A 13,895-nucleotide genomic window follows, 5' to 3' on the forward strand; every position below is an offset into this window, starting at 1 on the left:
TCGATGCCGCATATGCGAGCAGAGTATGCGATCACCCCCATATGTTCGCCGCATGGTCAGCTCATCCCATGAGGCCCTGCACCGGATCTTCCAGGAGGTCCCGGGCCTCTTCGCCCGCGTCGCCAGAAACCTCGGCGCCGCATTCCCCCCACCCGTCTCCTCCGTCGAGCTCTCCACCGACCTCACGGAAACCCGGCCGCTGGAGCGCCGGGTGGACACGCTGCTGAAGATGGAGACCGAGGACGGCAGTTTCCTCCTGGCGGTCGAGTCACAGAGCAAGCCGGAACCGCGCAAGCCCGCGAGTTGGGCGTACTACCTCTCGTACGCGTACGCCAAGTACGGCATCCCGCCGGTTCTCCTCGTCGTCTGCCCCGACCGGGGTACGGCCGCGTGGGCGGCACGGCAGTTCGACATCGGCCCCCGGCAGTGGCCCTCGCTCAGCCTGCGCCCCCTGGTCCTGGGGCCCGACGACGTACCGGTGATCGACAGCCCCGACGAGGCCGCACGCGACATCCCGCTCACGGTGCTCTCGGCTGCGCTGCACAGCCGTGACCCGGAGGCCGATGCCATACTGGCCGCACTGGCAAAGGCACTCAAGGGCCTGTCGGCCGACGACGAGAACACCGCAGTCTTCTTCATCGAACTCACGGAACAAGGGCTCGGCAAGACGCCGGCCGCGGATCTCTGGAGGCATCTCATGGCCGTAGACCTCTCGTTCTTCCAGTCCCAGACCGCCCAGCAACTTCGCGCGGAGGGCAGGGCGGAGGGCCACGAGAAGGGCGTGGCGGAGGGTATGGCGAAGGCCATTCTGCGTCTGCTCAGTCATCGGGGTGTCGAAGTGACCGAAAGGGACCGTGAGCGCATCGTCGGATGTGGCGATCCGGATGTGCTGGGGCATTGGTTGACGCGGGCGCTGACTGCCGAGTCGGTGGCGGAGGTCTTCGCGGCCGATGGACAGGCCGGGGCCTGATGGACCTCTCGTTCTTCCAGTCCCAGACCGCCCAGCAACTTCGCGCGGAGGGCCGGGCGGAGGGCCGGGCGGAGGGCCGGGCGAAGGGCCTGGCGGAGGGCCGGGCGAAGGGCCTGGCGAAGGCCATTCTGCATCTGCTCAGTCATCGGGGTCTCGAGGCGACCGAAGGGGACCGTGAGCGCATCGTCGGATGTGGCGATCCGGATGTGCTGGGGCATTGGTTGACGCGGGCGCTGACTGCCGAGTCGGTGGCGGAGGTCTTCGCGGCCGATGGACAGGCCGGGGCCTGATGGACCTCTCGTTCTTCCAGTCCCAGACCGCCCAGCAGCTTCGCGCGGAGGGCCGGGCGGAGAGCATTCTGCGTCTGCTCAGTCATCGGGGTCTCGAGGCGACCGAAGGGGACCGTGAGCGCATCGTCGGATGTGGCGATCCGGATGTGCTGGGGCATTGGTTGACGCGGGCGCTGACTGCCGAGTCGATGGCGGAGGTGTTCGCGGCGGACTGAGCCTGCTCCCGACGGGCCTGCCATGACGACAACCGGCCCCGGCTGCGCTGTCACAGCGCAGCCGGGGCCGGTTCCGTCGGTGTCGGGCGGGGCATCCGTAGTCCGTGCGTGTTGTCCAGATAGCGGACGATTGCGCTTGGCCCTTGGTTTTGCGTTAACGCAGGAGTAACACTGGAAGGGTCGGCCGTCCTGTCGAGTACATCCGGGGCGGCCACTGTCCCGCGCGCGGCAACGGCGCCGAGCGCTCATCACCGGTGCTGCTACCGGTGTCAGCCGTGCCAGAAAGGGACTCCGTGACTTCACGACCCGACCCCAAGACCTCCCTCGACCAGCTGCGCGCCGAGGTCGAGCGCCGCAACCCCGCGGAGCCCGAGTTCCACCAGGCCGCGCGCGAGGTGCTGGACACGCTCGCCCCGGTGCTCGCGGCCCGGCCCGAGTACGCCGAGCCCGGGCTCATCGAGCGGCTCGTCGAGCCGGAGCGGCAGATCATCTTCCGGGTGCCGTGGCAGGACGACAACGGCCGGACCCAGGTCAACCGGGGCTTCCGGATCGAGTTCAACAGCGCCCTCGGCCCGTACAAGGGCGGTCTGCGCTTCCACCCGTCGGTCAACCTCGGGATCATCAAGTTCCTGGGCTTTGAGCAGATCTTCAAGAACGCACTGACCGGGCTCGGCATCGGCGGCGGCAAGGGCGGCAGCGACTTCGACCCGCAGGGCCGCAGCGACGCCGAAGTCATGCGCTTCTGCCAGTCCTTCATGACCGAGCTGTACCGGCACATCGGTGAGTACACCGACATCCCGGCCGGCGACATCGGTGTCGGCGCCCGCGAGATCGGCTACCTGTTCGGCCAGTACCGGCGGATCACCAACCGCTGGGAGGGCGGCGTGCTGACCGGCAAGAGCGCCGGCTGGGGCGGCTCGCTGATCCGCCCGGAGGCGACCGGATACGGCAACGTGCTGTTCGCGGAGGCCATGCTGCGCGCCCGCGGCGAGGACCTGGAGGGGCAGACCGCCGTCGTCTCCGGCTCCGGCAACGTGGCGATCTACACCATCCAGAAGCTGGCCGCCCTCGGCGCCAACCCCGTGACCTGCTCCGACTCCGGCGGCTACGTCGTCGACGAGAAGGGCATCGACCTGGAGCTGCTGCGCCAGATCAAGGAGGTCGAGCGCGGCCGCGTGAGCACGTACGCCGAGCGCCGTGGAGCCTCCGCGCGGTTCGTGCCCGGCGGGCGGGTGTGGGAGGTCCCCGCGGACGTCGCCCTGCCGTCGGCCACGCAGAACGAGCTGACCGCGGACGACGCCGCCGCCCTGATCCGCAACGGCGTCAAGGCGGTCTCCGAGGGCGCGAACATGCCGACCACGCCCGAGGCCGTCGACCTGCTCCAGCGGGCCGGCGTCGCCTTCGGCCCCGGCAAGGCCGCCAACGCGGGCGGTGTCGCGGTCAGCGCGCTGGAGATGACGCAGAACGCCTCGCGCACCTCCTGGAAGGCCGACCAGGTCGAGCAGGAGCTGGCGCGCATCATGACCGACATCCACACCACCTGCGCCGAGACCGCCGAGCGCTACGGCGCCCCCGGCGACTACGTCACCGGCGCGAACATCGCCGGCTTCGAGCGAGTGGCGGACGCGATGCTCGCGCAGGGCGTCATCTGACGCAGCCACGTCCGCCCGGCGTCCGGAGGTGACGCCGAAGCAGGGCCTCGTCCGGCGCGGACCTGCCCCTTCACGCCGTCACGGCGTGGGCAGGCCGACCGGACGGGCCGACCGTACGAAACGGGCGGGGACGCCCGGTGAGTACAGCACGCTCACCGGCTCCCCGGCGACCGCGGTGACCAGGTCCCCCTCGCACTCCACCGACTCCCCCGGTGCAGCGGCCAGCGCGGATGCGGGTTGGGCAGGTACGCCGGCCGGCCGAAGAAGACGCCGTGCATGCCCCAGCGCGCGGTGAGGAAGTGCTCCAGCTCGGTTGGCTCCCCGATCGGCCCGCGCGGCGCACGATGAGCCGGCCGCCCCCGCCGCCCGGCCCGGGCCACCGTCGGGAGCCGGTGTATCCGACGGTGGCGCCGTCGGGATGGCCGACGCTCATCCGGGACCAGACGTACGGCATCCCGAACCCCAGGCGCCCGACCGCCACCGGGGATCAGTCTGGGCGCGTTCAGGGAGAGGGACGCGACCCCGCGCCGCCCGTGGCTGTCCACGCAGCAGAGGTGGACGGTGGTCTCCGGGAGGTCCCGAGGTAGGGAATCCCCGGGAGGCGCAGTCACCCCGCCCGGTGTATGCGGAACGCCGCGAGACCGACGTAGGTGACCCGTCCAGCGTGCGGGGCACGGTGGGTGAGCAGCGGGCGCGTGATCGGCTCCGGGGACGGTGGCAGCGGCGTCGACGGCGCTGCGCCGGTATCACGGAGGACCGCGTGCGATGTGCCCCACATGGCCCTGGTGGGCCCACCGCCCGGGCGGGAAGGGTTGGGGGCATGCAGAAGCGCTCCCTTGACGCCCTGGCCCGTGAGCACCTGGACCGTGCCGCCGCCGCGGCCAACGGCCGTAGCGCCACCACCGTGTACGGCGGGCACGAACACACCCTGCGTCAGACGCTGCTCGCGCTGACCGCCGGTACGAGCCTCGCCGAGCACGACAGTCCCGGCGAGGCCACCCTGCTGGTTCTGCGCGGTCGCGTGCGCCTGACCAGCGGCGATGCCCACTGGGAGGGGCGCACCGGCGATCTCATCGCCATCCCTCCGGCCCGCCACGGGCTGCAGGCCCTGGAGGACGCGGCGGTGATCCTCACGGTCGCCACACCCGCCTGACCGGCGCCGCCCTGTTTGATCCAGGTCACTCTCGGGGTAATCTCTTCCGCCCGATTGGCCAGGCCCCCGCCCGTTATGGCAGACTGTCGGAGTTGCTCGGTCGAGCGTTGATGCTGCGCGCCTCCCGCCGGGAGGACCGGAAGCGAGTCCCACAGTACTCGTCGTCCCATGCATGGCACCGCAAGGTGCAGGGGCGGACGTACGGGAATCTTCCGGGAAGCGTATGTGCGGCGCCGGCCAGGCACCCGGTGGGCCTTTCGCCCCCGGTCCGCGGTTCTGGTAGGGCCGTGTCAATCCCGCAGGGATGTTCGAACAAGGGACATCTGTGTCAGCGGGAGTGCGACACGCCCGACCGCGTGGGTCGGAACGAGAGGGACCCCTGCCGGGTCCAGAGCGTAAGAGAGACAGGACTACGAAGTAGCCATGGCGGGACAGAAGATCCGCATCCGGCTCAAGGCCTACGACCACGAGGTCATCGACTCCTCGGCGAAGAAGATCGTCGAGACGGTGACCCGCACTGGTGCGTCGGTCGCGGGCCCGGTGCCGCTGCCCACTGAGAAGAACGTGTACTGCGTCATCAAGTCGCCGCACAAGTACAAGGACTCGCGCGAGCACTTCGAGATGCGCACGCACAAGCGCCTGATCGACATCCTCGACCCGACCCCCAAGACCGTTGACTCTCTGATGCGACTCGACCTCCCGGCCGGTGTCGACATCGAGATCAAGCTCTGAGGCCGGTGATCTGAAGAGATGGCTAAGCAGATCAAGGGCATCCTGGGCGAGAAGCTCGGCATGACGCAGGTGTGGGACGAGAACAACCGTGTTGTTCCGGTCACCGTCGTCAAGGCCGGCCCCAACGTCGTCACCCAGGTCCGTACGAACGACGTCGACGGCTACGAGTCGGTCCAGATCGCCTTCGGCGAGATCGACCCGCGCAAGGTGAACAAGCCCCTCAAGGGCCACTTCGCCAAGGCCGACGTCACCCCCCGTCGTCACCTCGTCGAGATCCGCACGTCGGACGCCTCCGAGTACACGCTGGGCCAGGAAGTCACCGCCGAGGTGTTCGAGGCCGGTGTCAAGGTCGACGTGACCGGCAAGAGCAAGGGCAAGGGCTTCGCCGGTGTCATGAAGCGCCACAACTTCCGTGGTCTCGGCGCCGGACACGGTACCCAGCGCAAGCACCGCTCGCCCGGTTCCATCGGTGGCTGCGCCACCCCGGGCCGTGTGTTCAAGGGCCTCCGCATGGCGGGCCGCATGGGCAACGAGCGGGTCACCACCCAGAACCTGACCGTCCACGCCGTTGACGCGGAGAAGGGTCTGCTGCTCATCAAGGGCGCGGTTCCCGGTCCGAACGGCGGCCTCGTCCTGGTCCGCACCGCGGCCAAGGGGGCCTGAGGTAACCGATGAGCACTGTTGACATCCTTTCGCCGGCGGGCGACAAGGCCGGTACCGTCGAACTCCCCGCGGAGATCTTCGACGTCGAGAAGGTCAGCATCCCGCTGATCCACCAGGTCGTCGTCGCGCAGCTGGCCGCTGCCCGCCAGGGCACCCACAAGACCAAGACCCGCGGTGAAGTCCGTGGTGGTGGCCGCAAGCCGTACCGCCAGAAGGGCACCGGCCGCGCCCGTCAGGGCTCGACCCGCGCTCCGCAGTTCGCCGGCGGTGGCATCGTCCACGGCCCGCAGCCGCGTGACTACTCGCAGCGGACCCCGAAGAAGATGAAGGCCGCGGCCCTGCGCCACGCCCTCACCGACCGGGCCCGCCACAACCGCATTCACGTCGTCACCGGCGTGATCGAGGGTGAGACGCCCTCCACGAAGGCCGCCAAGACGCTGTTCGGCAAGATCTCGGAGCGCAAGAACCTGCTCCTGGTCGTCGACCGCGCCGACGAGGCCGCGTGGCTGTCCGCCCGCAACCTGCCCCAGGTCCACATCCTGGAGCCGGGCCAGCTGAACACGTACGACGTGCTCGTCTCGGACGATGTGGTCTTCACCAAGGCCGCTTTCGAGTCCTTCGTCGCCGGCCCGAACAAGGCCAACGACAACGAAGGGAGCGAGGTCTGATGGCTGCCCGTCACCCCTCGATCGCCTCGAAGGCCGCCAAGGCGGCCAAGGCTGCGCGCGTCGCCAAGGCGCGCCGTCACGCCGCCGAGGGCAAGAACACCGTCGTCACCCCGGCGAGCAAGGCGTACACGGACCCCCGTGACGTCCTGCTGAAGCCGGTCGTGTCGGAGAAGAGCTACGCGCTGATCGACGAGAACAAGTACACGTTCCTCGTCGACCCCAACGCGAACAAGACCCAGATCAAGCAGGCCGTCCAGGCGGTCTTCGAGGTCAAGGTCACCGGGGTCAACACGATCAACCGCATCGGCAAGCGCAAGCGGACCCGCACCGGCTTCGGCCAGCGTGCGGCGACCAAGCGCGCGATCGTGACCCTCGCCGAGGGCGACCGTATCGACATCTTCGGCGGTCCGACCGCGTAAGCGGTCAGGATCGTTCGATATCGGACGAGGACTGAGAAATGGGTATCCGCAAGTACAAGCCGACGACTCCGGGCCGTCGTGGCTCCAGCGTCGCCGACTTCGTCGAGGTCACGCGGTCCACGCCGGAGAAGTCGCTGGTCCGTCCCCTGCACAGCAAGGGCGGCCGTAACAATTCCGGTCGTGTGACCGTCCGCCACCAGGGCGGTGGCCACAAGCGCGCCTACCGAGTGATCGACTTCCGTCGTCACGACAAGGACGGCGTGCCGGCGAAGGTCGCGCACATCGAGTACGACCCCAACCGCACCGCGCGCATCGCGCTCCTGCACTACGTGGACGGCGAGAAGCGTTACATCCTCGCGCCGCGTGGCCTGAACCAGGGCGACCGCGTGGAGAACGGTCCCGGGGCCGACATCAAGCCGGGCAACAACCTTGCCCTGCGTAACATCCCGGTCGGTACGACGCTGCACGCCATCGAGCTGCGTCCCGGCGGCGGCGCCAAGTTCGCCCGCTCCGCCGGCGCCTCGGTGCAGCTGCTCGCGAAGGAGGGCCAGATGGCCCACCTGCGCATGCCGTCCGGCGAGATCCGCCTGGTCGACGTCCGCTGCCGCGCCACTGTGGGCGAGGTCGGCAACGCCGAGCAGAGCAACATCAACTGGGGCAAGGCAGGCCGCAAGCGGTGGCTGGGCGTCCGCCCGACCGTCCGTGGTGTCGTCATGAACCCGGTTGACCACCCGCACGGTGGTGGTGAGGGCCGTACCTCCGGTGGCCGCCACCCTGTGTCCCCGTGGGGCAAGAAGGAAGGCCGTACTCGTTCGCCCAAGAAGGCGTCGAACAAGTACATCGTCCGCCGCCGCAAGACGAACAAGAAGCGCTAAGGACGGGTTGAGATGCCTCGTAGCTTGAAGAAGGGACCCTTCGTCGACGACCACCTGATGAAGAAGGTGGAAGTCCAGAACGAAGCCGGTACCAAGAACGTCATCAAGACCTGGTCCCGCCGCTCGATGATCGTCCCGGCGATGCTCGGCCACACGATCGCGGTGCACAACGGCAAGACCCACATTCCGGTGTTTGTCACCGAGTCGATGGTCGGCCACAAGCTCGGCGAGTTCTCGCCGACCCGCACCTTCCGGGGCCACGTCAAGGACGACCGGAAGTCGAAGCGCCGCTAGTCGGCGGGGTGCAATCGACCATGACAGACACTGAAGGGACAACCATGGAAGCCAGGGCCCAGGCGCGGTACATCCGCGTCACGCCCATGAAGGCCCGCCGCGTGGTGGACCTCATCCGTGGCATGGACGCCACGGAGGCTCAGGCGGTCCTGCGTTTCGCCCCGCAGGCCGCGAGCGTGCCGGTCGGCAAGGTGCTGGACAGCGCCATCGCCAATGCCGCGCACAACTACGACCACACCGATGTCGACAGCCTCTTCATTTCCGAGGCCTACGTCGACGAGGGCCCGACCCTGAAGCGGTTCCGTCCGCGTGCCCAGGGCCGTGCCTACCGGATCCGCAAGCGGACCAGCCACATCACCGTGGTCGTCAGCAGCAAGGAAGGAACCCGGTAATGGGCCAGAAGGTAAACCCGCACGGGTTCCGGCTCGGTGTCACGACCGACTTCAAGTCGCGTTGGTACGCCGACAAGCTGTACAAGGACTACGTCAAGGAAGACGTCGCCATCCGCCGGATGATGACGTCCGGCATGGAGCGCGCCGGCATCTCCAAGGTCGAGATCGAGCGCACCCGTGACCGCGTGCGTGTGGACATCCACACCGCTCGTCCGGGCATCGTCATCGGCCGCCGTGGTGCCGAGGCCGACCGCATCCGCGGCGACCTCGAGAAGCTCACCGGCAAGCAGGTCCAGCTGAACATCCTCGAGGTCAAGAACCCCGAGACCGATGCTCAGCTGGTCGCCCAGGCCGTCGCCGAGCAGCTCTCCTCCCGCGTCTCCTTCCGCCGCGCCATGCGCAAGAGCATGCAGTCGGCGATGAAGGCGGGCGCCAAGGGCATCAAGATCCAGTGCGGTGGCCGCCTCGGCGGCGCCGAGATGTCCCGCTCGGAGTTCTACCGCGAGGGCCGTGTGCCCCTGCACACGCTCCGCGCGAACGTGGACTACGGCTTCTTCGAGGCCAAGACGACCTTCGGCCGCATCGGTGTGAAGGTCTGGATCTACAAGGGCGACGTCAAGAACATCGCCGAGGTCCGCGCCGAGAACGCCGCTGCCCGCGCCGGCAACCGCCCGGCCCGTGGTGGCGCTGACCGCCCGGCCCGTGGTGGCCGCGGTGGCGAGCGTGGCGGTCGCGGTCGCAAGCCGCAGCAGGCTCCCGCTGCCGAGGCCCCCAAGGCCGAGGCTCCGGCGCCCGCTCCGGCTGAGAGCACCGGAACGGAGGCCTGACCGACATGCTGATCCCCCGTAGGGTCAAGCACCGCAAGCAGCACCACCCCAAGCGCAACGGCATGTCGAAGGGTGGCACGCAGGTTGCGTTCGGCGAGTACGGTATCCAGGCGCTGACCCCGGCGTACGTGACGAACCGCCAGATCGAGGCGGCTCGTATCGCGATGACCCGTCACATCAAGCGTGGCGGCAAGGTCTGGATCAACATTTACCCGGACCGCCCCCTCACCAAGAAGCCGGCCGAGACCCGCATGGGTTCCGGTAAGGGCTCCCCGGAGTGGTGGGTGGCCAACGTCAAGCCCGGACGCGTGATGTTCGAGCTGTCGTACCCCAACGAGAAGATCGCGCGCGAGGCCCTGACCCGTGCGGCTCACAAGCTGCCGATGAAGTGCAAGATCGTCAAGCGCGAGGCAGGTGAAGCGTGATGTCGGCCGGTACCAAGGCGTCCGAGCTGCGCGAGCTGGGCAACGAGGAGCTTCTTGCGAAGCTTCGCGAGGCCAAGGAAGAGCTGTTCAACCTCCGCTTCCAGGCGGCGACGGGACAGCTCGAGAACCATGGCCGTCTGAAGGCGGTCCGCAAGGACATCGCGCGGATCTACACCCTGATGCGCGAGCGTGAGCTGGGCATCGAAACGGTGGAGAACGCCTGATGAGCGAGAACAACGTGACTGAGACGAACACTGAGGCCCGTGGCTTCCGCAAGACGCGTGAGGGCATCGTCGTCAGCGACAAGATGGACAAGACCGTCGTCGTCGCCGTCGAGGACCGCAAGAAGCACGCGCTGTACGGCAAGGTCATCCGCAGCACGAGCAAGCTCAAGGCCCACGACGAGCAGAACGCTGCCGGCGTCGGTGACCGCGTCCTCCTGATGGAGACCCGGCCGCTGTCGGCGACGAAGCACTGGCGCATCGTCGAGATCCTCGAGAAGGCCAAGTAGGTAATTCCCGCAAGGGAATTCCAAACAGTACGTTCCTGCGGGGCATCCCCCGCAGGACAGTTCCGCCAGGCTCCGGGGGCCGATCGTGATCGGCCCCCGGGGAACCGGCAGACAAACAGGAGATAGACGTGATCCAGCAGGAGTCGCGACTGCGTGTCGCCGACAACACTGGTGCGAAGGAGATCCTTTGCATCCGTGTGCTCGGTGGCTCCGGTCGCCGCTACGCGGGCATCGGTGACGTCATCGTCGCCACCGTCAAGGACGCGATCCCCGGTGGCAACGTGAAGAAGGGTGACGTCGTCAAGGCGGTCATCGTTCGCACCGTCAAGGAGCGCCGCCGTCCGGACGGCTCGTACATCCGCTTCGACGAGAACGCCGCCGTCATTCTGAAGAACGACGGCGACCCTCGTGGCACCCGTATCTTCGGCCCCGTCGGCCGTGAGCTGCGCGAGAAGAAGTTCATGAAGATCATCTCCCTCGCGCCGGAGGTGCTGTGAGCATGAAGATCAAGAAGGGCGACCTGGTCCAGGTCATCACCGGCAAGGACAAGGGCAAGCAGGGCAAGGTCATTGCCGCTTACCCGCGCGACGAGCGTGTCCTGGTCGAGGGTGTCAACCGGGTCAAGAAGCACACCAAGGCCGGTCCGACCGCTCGCGGTTCGCAGGCCGGCGGCATCGTGACCACCGAGGCCCCGATCCACGTCTCCAACGTCCAGCTGGTCGTGGAGAAGGACGGCAAGAAGGTCGTCACGCGCGTCGGTTACCGCTTCGACGACGAAGGCAACAAGATCCGCGTTGCCAAGCGGACGGGTGAGGACATCTGATGACGACCACCATCACTCCGCGTCTGAAGACGAAGTACCGCGAGGAGATCGCGGGCAAGCTGCGCGAGCAGTTCTCCTACGAGAACGTCATGCAGGTTCCCGGCCTCGTCAAGATCGTGGTCAACATGGGTGTGGGCGACGCCGCCCGCGACTCCAAGCTGATCGAGGGCGCCATCCGCGACCTCACCACGATCACCGGTCAGAAGCCGGCCGTCACCAAGGCCCGCAAGTCCATCGCGCAGTTCAAGCTGCGTGAGGGTCAGCCGATCGGTGCCCACGTCACGCTCCGTGGCGACCGCATGTGGGAGTTCCTGGACCGCACCCTGTCGCTCGCGCTGCCGCGCATCCGCGACTTCCGCGGTCTGTCCCCCAAGCAGTTCGACGGCCGTGGCAACTACACCTTCGGTCTCACGGAGCAGGTCATGTTCCACGAGATCGACCAGGACAAGATCGACCGTGTCCGGGGTATGGACATCACCGTGGTCACCACGGCGACCAATGACGAAGAGGGCCGCGCCCTTCTCCGTCACCTCGGCTTCCCGTTCAAGGAGGCGTGAGCGAGATGGCGAAGAAGGCTCTCATCGCGAAGGCTGCTCGCAAGCCCAAGTTCGGAGTGCGCGGCTACACCCGCTGCCAGCGCTGCGGTCGTCCGCACTCCGTGTACCGCAAGTTCGGCCTGTGCCGCGTGTGCCTTCGTGAGATGGCTCACCGTGGCGAGCTGCCGGGCGTGACCAAGAGCTCCTGGTAGTCCCGGCAATTCCGGACTCCCAGGGCTCTCGGTAAGCAAAGGGAACCGGCAGGGGCCCCGCTCCGCATGGCTTAGGCTTGTGGGGTTGGGCGCCTGCCGCGCCCCAGACGACTTACTACGCCGTAGGTCCACCGCGCCGCACCCGTCCCGTCTCGGATCGGGGAGAGGGATGGCGCACCAGGAAACCCCGGCGAGAGAGGCCGAAGGCCAATTCATGACCATGACTGATCCGATCGCAGACATGCTTACGCGTCTGCGGAACGCGAACTCGGCGTACCACGACTCCGTGGCGATGCCGCACTCGAAGATCAAGTCGCACATCGCGGAGATCCTCCAGCAGGAGGGCTTCATCACGGGCTGGAAGGTCGAGGACGCCGAGGTCGGCAAGAACCTCGTCCTGGAGCTGAAGTTCGGCCCCAACCGTGAGCGCTCCATCGCGGGCATCAAGCGGATCTCCAAGCCCGGTCTCCGGGTGTACGCGAAGTCCACCAACCTGCCGAAGGTGCTGGGCGGCCTCGGCGTGGCGATCATCTCCACGTCGCACGGGCTCCTCACCGACAAGCAGGCCGGCAAGAAGGGCGTGGGTGGGGAAGTCCTCGCCTACGTCTGGTAGCGGAAGGGAACGGAGGAAACAGCTATGTCGCGCATCGGCAAGCTCCCCATCGCGGTTCCCGCCGGCGTGGACGTCACCATCGACGGCCGTACGGTGTCGGTCAAGGGCCCCAAGGGCACGCTGACCCACACCGTCGTGGCGCCGATCGAGATCGCCAAGGGTGAGGACGGCGTGCTGAACGTCACCCGCCCCAACGACGAGCGTCAGAACAGGGCTCTGCACGGCCTGTCCCGCACGCTGGTGGCGAACATGATCACCGGCGTGACCGAAGGTTACGTGAAGAAGCTCGAGATCAGCGGTGTCGGTTACCGCGTTGTCGCCAAGGGTTCGAACCTTGAGTTCTCCCTCGGCTACAGCCACCCGATCACGGTTGAGGCCCCCGAGGGCATCACCTTCAAGGTGGAGGCCCCCACCCGTTTCTCGGTCGAGGGCATCGACAAGCAGAAGGTCGGCGAGGTTGCGGCCAACATCCGCAAGCTGCGCAAGCCCGACCCGTACAAGGCCAAGGGCGTCAAGTACGAGGGCGAAGTCATCCGCCGCAAGGTCGGAAAGGCGGGTAAGTAAGCCATGGCATACGGGCAGAAGATCCTCAAGGGCGACGCCTACAAGCGTGCTGCTATCAAGCGTCGTCACATCCGGATCCGCAAGAAGGTCGCCGGTACCGCCGAGCGTCCTCGCCTGGTCGTGACTCGTTCCAACCGCCACATCGTGGCGCAGGTGATCGACGACCTGAAGGGGCACACCCTGGCGTCGGCGTCCACCCTGGACGCGTCCGTCCGCGGTGGCGAAGGCGACAAGTCCGCGCAGGCCAAGCAGGTCGGCGCCCTGGTCGCCGAGCGCGCCAAGGCCGCCGGTATCGAGGCCGTCGTGTTCGACCGTGGTGGCAATCAGTACGCCGGGCGCATCGCCGCCCTGGCGGACGCCGCCCGCGAAGCCGGGCTGAAGTTCTAAGCCGCCCGTCGCGGCAGCGACTCATCGCTGTCGTGTAGCTAGCGGAAACAGAGAGAGGTAATTCCAATGGCTGGACCCCAGCGCCGCGGTGGCGGTGCCGGTGGCGGCGAGCGGCGGGACCGGAAGGGCCGTGACGGCGGCGCAGCTGCCGCCGAGAAGACCGCATACGTTGAGCGCGTTGTCGCGATCAACCGTGTCGCCAAGGTTGTGAAGGGTGGTCGTCGCTTCAGCTTCACCGCGCTGGTCGTGGTGGGCGACGGTGACGGCACCGTGGGTGTCGGATACGGCAAGGCCAAGGAGGTGCCGGCCGCCATCGCCAAGGGCGTCGAGGAGGCCAAGAAGCACTTCTTCAAGGTCCCCCGCATCCAGGGCACCATCCCGCACCCGATCCAGGGTGAGAAGGCTGCCGGCGTCGTGCTGCTCAAGCCCGCGTCCCCGGGTACCGGTGTGATCGCCGGTGGTCCGGTGCGCGCCGTGCTCGAGTGCGCCGGTATCCACGACGTGCTGTCGAAGTCGCTCGGCTCCGACAACCAGATCAACATCGTGCACGCGACCGTGGAGGCCCTCAAGGGCCTGCAGCGTCCCGAGGAGATCGCGGCCCGCCGTGGTCTGCCGCTCGAGGACGTCGCTCCCGCGGCTCTTCTCCGTGCGCGTGCCGGGGCGGGTGCGTAAAT

The 13,895-nt window shown here is 67.8% G+C and carries 26 protein-coding genes; 24 read left to right on the forward strand and 2 right to left on the reverse strand.

Going from position 1 to position 13,895, the window contains the following annotated elements:
• Positions 1 to 52: 52 nt before the first annotated feature.
• The 4 genes from AB0L56_RS00745 to gdhA all read left to right on the forward strand — a co-directional run bounded on the left by AB0L56_RS00745 (position 53) and on the right by gdhA (position 3,127).
• On the forward strand, positions 53 to 970 hold the full coding sequence (locus tag AB0L56_RS00745; protein WP_365417448.1) for a hypothetical protein: 918 nt from the start codon (positions 53 to 55) through the stop codon (positions 968 to 970).
• Positions 970 to 1,260 (forward strand): hypothetical protein, encoded by a 291-nt coding sequence (locus AB0L56_RS00750; protein ID WP_365417451.1) that lies wholly within the window; start codon positions 970 to 972, stop codon positions 1,258 to 1,260. Before AB0L56_RS00745 ends, AB0L56_RS00750 begins: the two co-directional genes overlap by 1 nt.
• The gene (locus AB0L56_RS00755; protein ID WP_365417454.1) at positions 1,260 to 1,475 is read left to right on the forward strand and encodes a hypothetical protein; all 216 of its coding nucleotides are present in this window, start codon (positions 1,260 to 1,262) and stop codon (positions 1,473 to 1,475) included. The genes AB0L56_RS00750 and AB0L56_RS00755 overlap by 1 nt, the downstream gene beginning before the upstream one ends.
• Before the next feature lie 293 nt (positions 1,476 to 1,768).
• Complete coding sequence (gdhA, locus tag AB0L56_RS00760) at positions 1,769 to 3,127, forward strand: NADP-specific glutamate dehydrogenase (protein WP_361031339.1); 1,359 nt, start codon at positions 1,769 to 1,771, stop codon at positions 3,125 to 3,127.
• 78 nt (positions 3,128 to 3,205) lie between these two features.
• On the opposite strand, the gene AB0L56_RS00765 is transcribed toward gdhA, so the two are convergent.
• Together AB0L56_RS00765 and AB0L56_RS00770 are read right to left on the reverse strand one after the other, a co-directional pair.
• Entirely contained in the window at positions 3,206 to 3,328 is a 123-nt protein-coding gene (locus tag AB0L56_RS00765) for a hypothetical protein (protein WP_365418885.1), read from the reverse strand.
• Entirely contained in the window at positions 3,280 to 3,738 is a 459-nt protein-coding gene (locus AB0L56_RS00770) for a DUF2071 domain-containing protein (protein WP_365417458.1), read from the reverse strand. The genes AB0L56_RS00765 and AB0L56_RS00770 overlap by 49 nt, the downstream gene beginning before the upstream one ends.
• 209 nt (positions 3,739 to 3,947) lie before the next feature.
• On the opposite strand from AB0L56_RS00770, the gene AB0L56_RS00775 reads away from it, so the two are divergent.
• From AB0L56_RS00775 to rpsE, 20 genes are all read left to right on the forward strand, one after another.
• Entirely contained in the window at positions 3,948 to 4,280 is a 333-nt protein-coding gene (locus tag AB0L56_RS00775) for a cupin domain-containing protein (protein WP_365417461.1), read from the forward strand.
• A 423-nt stretch (positions 4,281 to 4,703) separates the two neighbouring features.
• Positions 4,704 to 5,012: a 30S ribosomal protein S10 gene (gene rpsJ / locus AB0L56_RS00780; protein WP_003948644.1), complete on the forward strand. Its 309-nt coding sequence runs from the start codon at positions 4,704 to 4,706 to the stop codon at positions 5,010 to 5,012.
• Positions 5,013 to 5,030: 18 nt separating this feature from the next.
• Complete coding sequence (gene rplC, locus AB0L56_RS00785) at positions 5,031 to 5,675, forward strand: 50S ribosomal protein L3 (RefSeq protein ID WP_190166826.1); 645 nt, start codon at positions 5,031 to 5,033, stop codon at positions 5,673 to 5,675.
• An 8-nt stretch (positions 5,676 to 5,683) separates the two neighbouring features.
• Positions 5,684 to 6,343, forward strand: coding sequence for a 50S ribosomal protein L4 (rplD, locus tag AB0L56_RS00790; RefSeq protein ID WP_361036890.1), 660 nt, complete (start codon positions 5,684 to 5,686; stop codon positions 6,341 to 6,343).
• Positions 6,343 to 6,762 (forward strand): 50S ribosomal protein L23, encoded by a 420-nt coding sequence (rplW, locus tag AB0L56_RS00795; RefSeq protein ID WP_190098386.1) that lies wholly within the window; start codon positions 6,343 to 6,345, stop codon positions 6,760 to 6,762. Before rplD ends, rplW begins: the two co-directional genes overlap by 1 nt.
• A gap of 38 nt (positions 6,763 to 6,800) precedes the next feature.
• Positions 6,801 to 7,637 (forward strand): 50S ribosomal protein L2, encoded by an 837-nt coding sequence (gene rplB / locus AB0L56_RS00800; protein ID WP_365417465.1) that lies wholly within the window; start codon positions 6,801 to 6,803, stop codon positions 7,635 to 7,637.
• Between the two features lie 12 nt (positions 7,638 to 7,649).
• Entirely contained in the window at positions 7,650 to 7,931 is a 282-nt protein-coding gene (gene rpsS / locus AB0L56_RS00805; protein WP_365417467.1) for a 30S ribosomal protein S19, read from the forward strand.
• Between the two features lie 44 nt (positions 7,932 to 7,975).
• Positions 7,976 to 8,323: a 50S ribosomal protein L22 gene (rplV, locus tag AB0L56_RS00810; protein ID WP_006130776.1), complete on the forward strand. Its 348-nt coding sequence runs from the start codon at positions 7,976 to 7,978 to the stop codon at positions 8,321 to 8,323.
• Entirely contained in the window at positions 8,323 to 9,150 is an 828-nt protein-coding gene (gene rpsC / locus AB0L56_RS00815; protein ID WP_361036896.1) for a 30S ribosomal protein S3, read from the forward strand. The genes rplV and rpsC overlap by 1 nt, the downstream gene beginning before the upstream one ends.
• A 5-nt stretch (positions 9,151 to 9,155) precedes the next feature.
• Positions 9,156 to 9,575 (forward strand): 50S ribosomal protein L16, encoded by a 420-nt coding sequence (gene rplP / locus AB0L56_RS00820; RefSeq protein WP_004984526.1) that lies wholly within the window; start codon positions 9,156 to 9,158, stop codon positions 9,573 to 9,575.
• The gene (gene rpmC, locus AB0L56_RS00825; RefSeq protein WP_007494763.1) at positions 9,575 to 9,799 is read left to right on the forward strand and encodes a 50S ribosomal protein L29; all 225 of its coding nucleotides are present in this window, start codon (positions 9,575 to 9,577) and stop codon (positions 9,797 to 9,799) included. The genes rplP and rpmC overlap by 1 nt, the downstream gene beginning before the upstream one ends.
• Positions 9,799 to 10,086: a 30S ribosomal protein S17 gene (rpsQ, locus tag AB0L56_RS00830; RefSeq protein ID WP_023587024.1), complete on the forward strand. Its 288-nt coding sequence runs from the start codon at positions 9,799 to 9,801 to the stop codon at positions 10,084 to 10,086. The genes rpmC and rpsQ overlap by 1 nt, the downstream gene beginning before the upstream one ends.
• 128 nt (positions 10,087 to 10,214) lie before the next feature.
• A complete protein-coding gene (gene rplN, locus AB0L56_RS00835) occupies positions 10,215 to 10,583 on the forward strand; it encodes a 50S ribosomal protein L14 (RefSeq protein WP_003998823.1) in 369 nt (122 codons plus the stop codon).
• Between the two features lie 2 nt (positions 10,584 to 10,585).
• The gene (gene rplX / locus AB0L56_RS00840) at positions 10,586 to 10,909 is read left to right on the forward strand and encodes a 50S ribosomal protein L24 (RefSeq protein WP_016434629.1); all 324 of its coding nucleotides are present in this window, start codon (positions 10,586 to 10,588) and stop codon (positions 10,907 to 10,909) included.
• Positions 10,909 to 11,466 carry a 50S ribosomal protein L5 gene (gene rplE / locus AB0L56_RS00845; protein ID WP_361036899.1) on the forward strand — a complete coding sequence of 186 codons (558 nt, stop codon included), beginning with the start codon at positions 10,909 to 10,911 and terminating at the stop codon, positions 11,464 to 11,466. The genes rplX and rplE overlap by 1 nt, the downstream gene beginning before the upstream one ends.
• A 5-nt stretch (positions 11,467 to 11,471) precedes the next feature.
• Positions 11,472 to 11,657 (forward strand): type Z 30S ribosomal protein S14, encoded by a 186-nt coding sequence (locus AB0L56_RS00850; RefSeq protein ID WP_003948630.1) that lies wholly within the window; start codon positions 11,472 to 11,474, stop codon positions 11,655 to 11,657.
• 214 nt (positions 11,658 to 11,871) lie between these two features.
• Positions 11,872 to 12,270 carry a 30S ribosomal protein S8 gene (gene rpsH / locus AB0L56_RS00855; protein ID WP_004984520.1) on the forward strand — a complete coding sequence of 133 codons (399 nt, stop codon included), beginning with the start codon at positions 11,872 to 11,874 and terminating at the stop codon, positions 12,268 to 12,270.
• A 24-nt stretch (positions 12,271 to 12,294) separates the two neighbouring features.
• Positions 12,295 to 12,834 carry a 50S ribosomal protein L6 gene (gene rplF / locus AB0L56_RS00860; protein ID WP_361036901.1) on the forward strand — a complete coding sequence of 180 codons (540 nt, stop codon included), beginning with the start codon at positions 12,295 to 12,297 and terminating at the stop codon, positions 12,832 to 12,834.
• A 3-nt stretch (positions 12,835 to 12,837) separates the two neighbouring features.
• Positions 12,838 to 13,221 (forward strand): 50S ribosomal protein L18, encoded by a 384-nt coding sequence (gene rplR, locus AB0L56_RS00865; RefSeq protein ID WP_365417474.1) that lies wholly within the window; start codon positions 12,838 to 12,840, stop codon positions 13,219 to 13,221.
• A 66-nt stretch (positions 13,222 to 13,287) separates the two neighbouring features.
• Positions 13,288 to 13,893, forward strand: coding sequence for a 30S ribosomal protein S5 (gene rpsE / locus AB0L56_RS00870; protein ID WP_004927232.1), 606 nt, complete (start codon positions 13,288 to 13,290; stop codon positions 13,891 to 13,893).
• The last annotated feature ends 2 nt before the right edge of the window (positions 13,894 to 13,895 follow it).

It is taken from the genome of Streptomyces sp. NPDC052079, assembly GCF_040680275.1.
Lineage (GTDB): Bacteria > Actinomycetota > Actinomycetes > Streptomycetales > Streptomycetaceae > Streptomyces.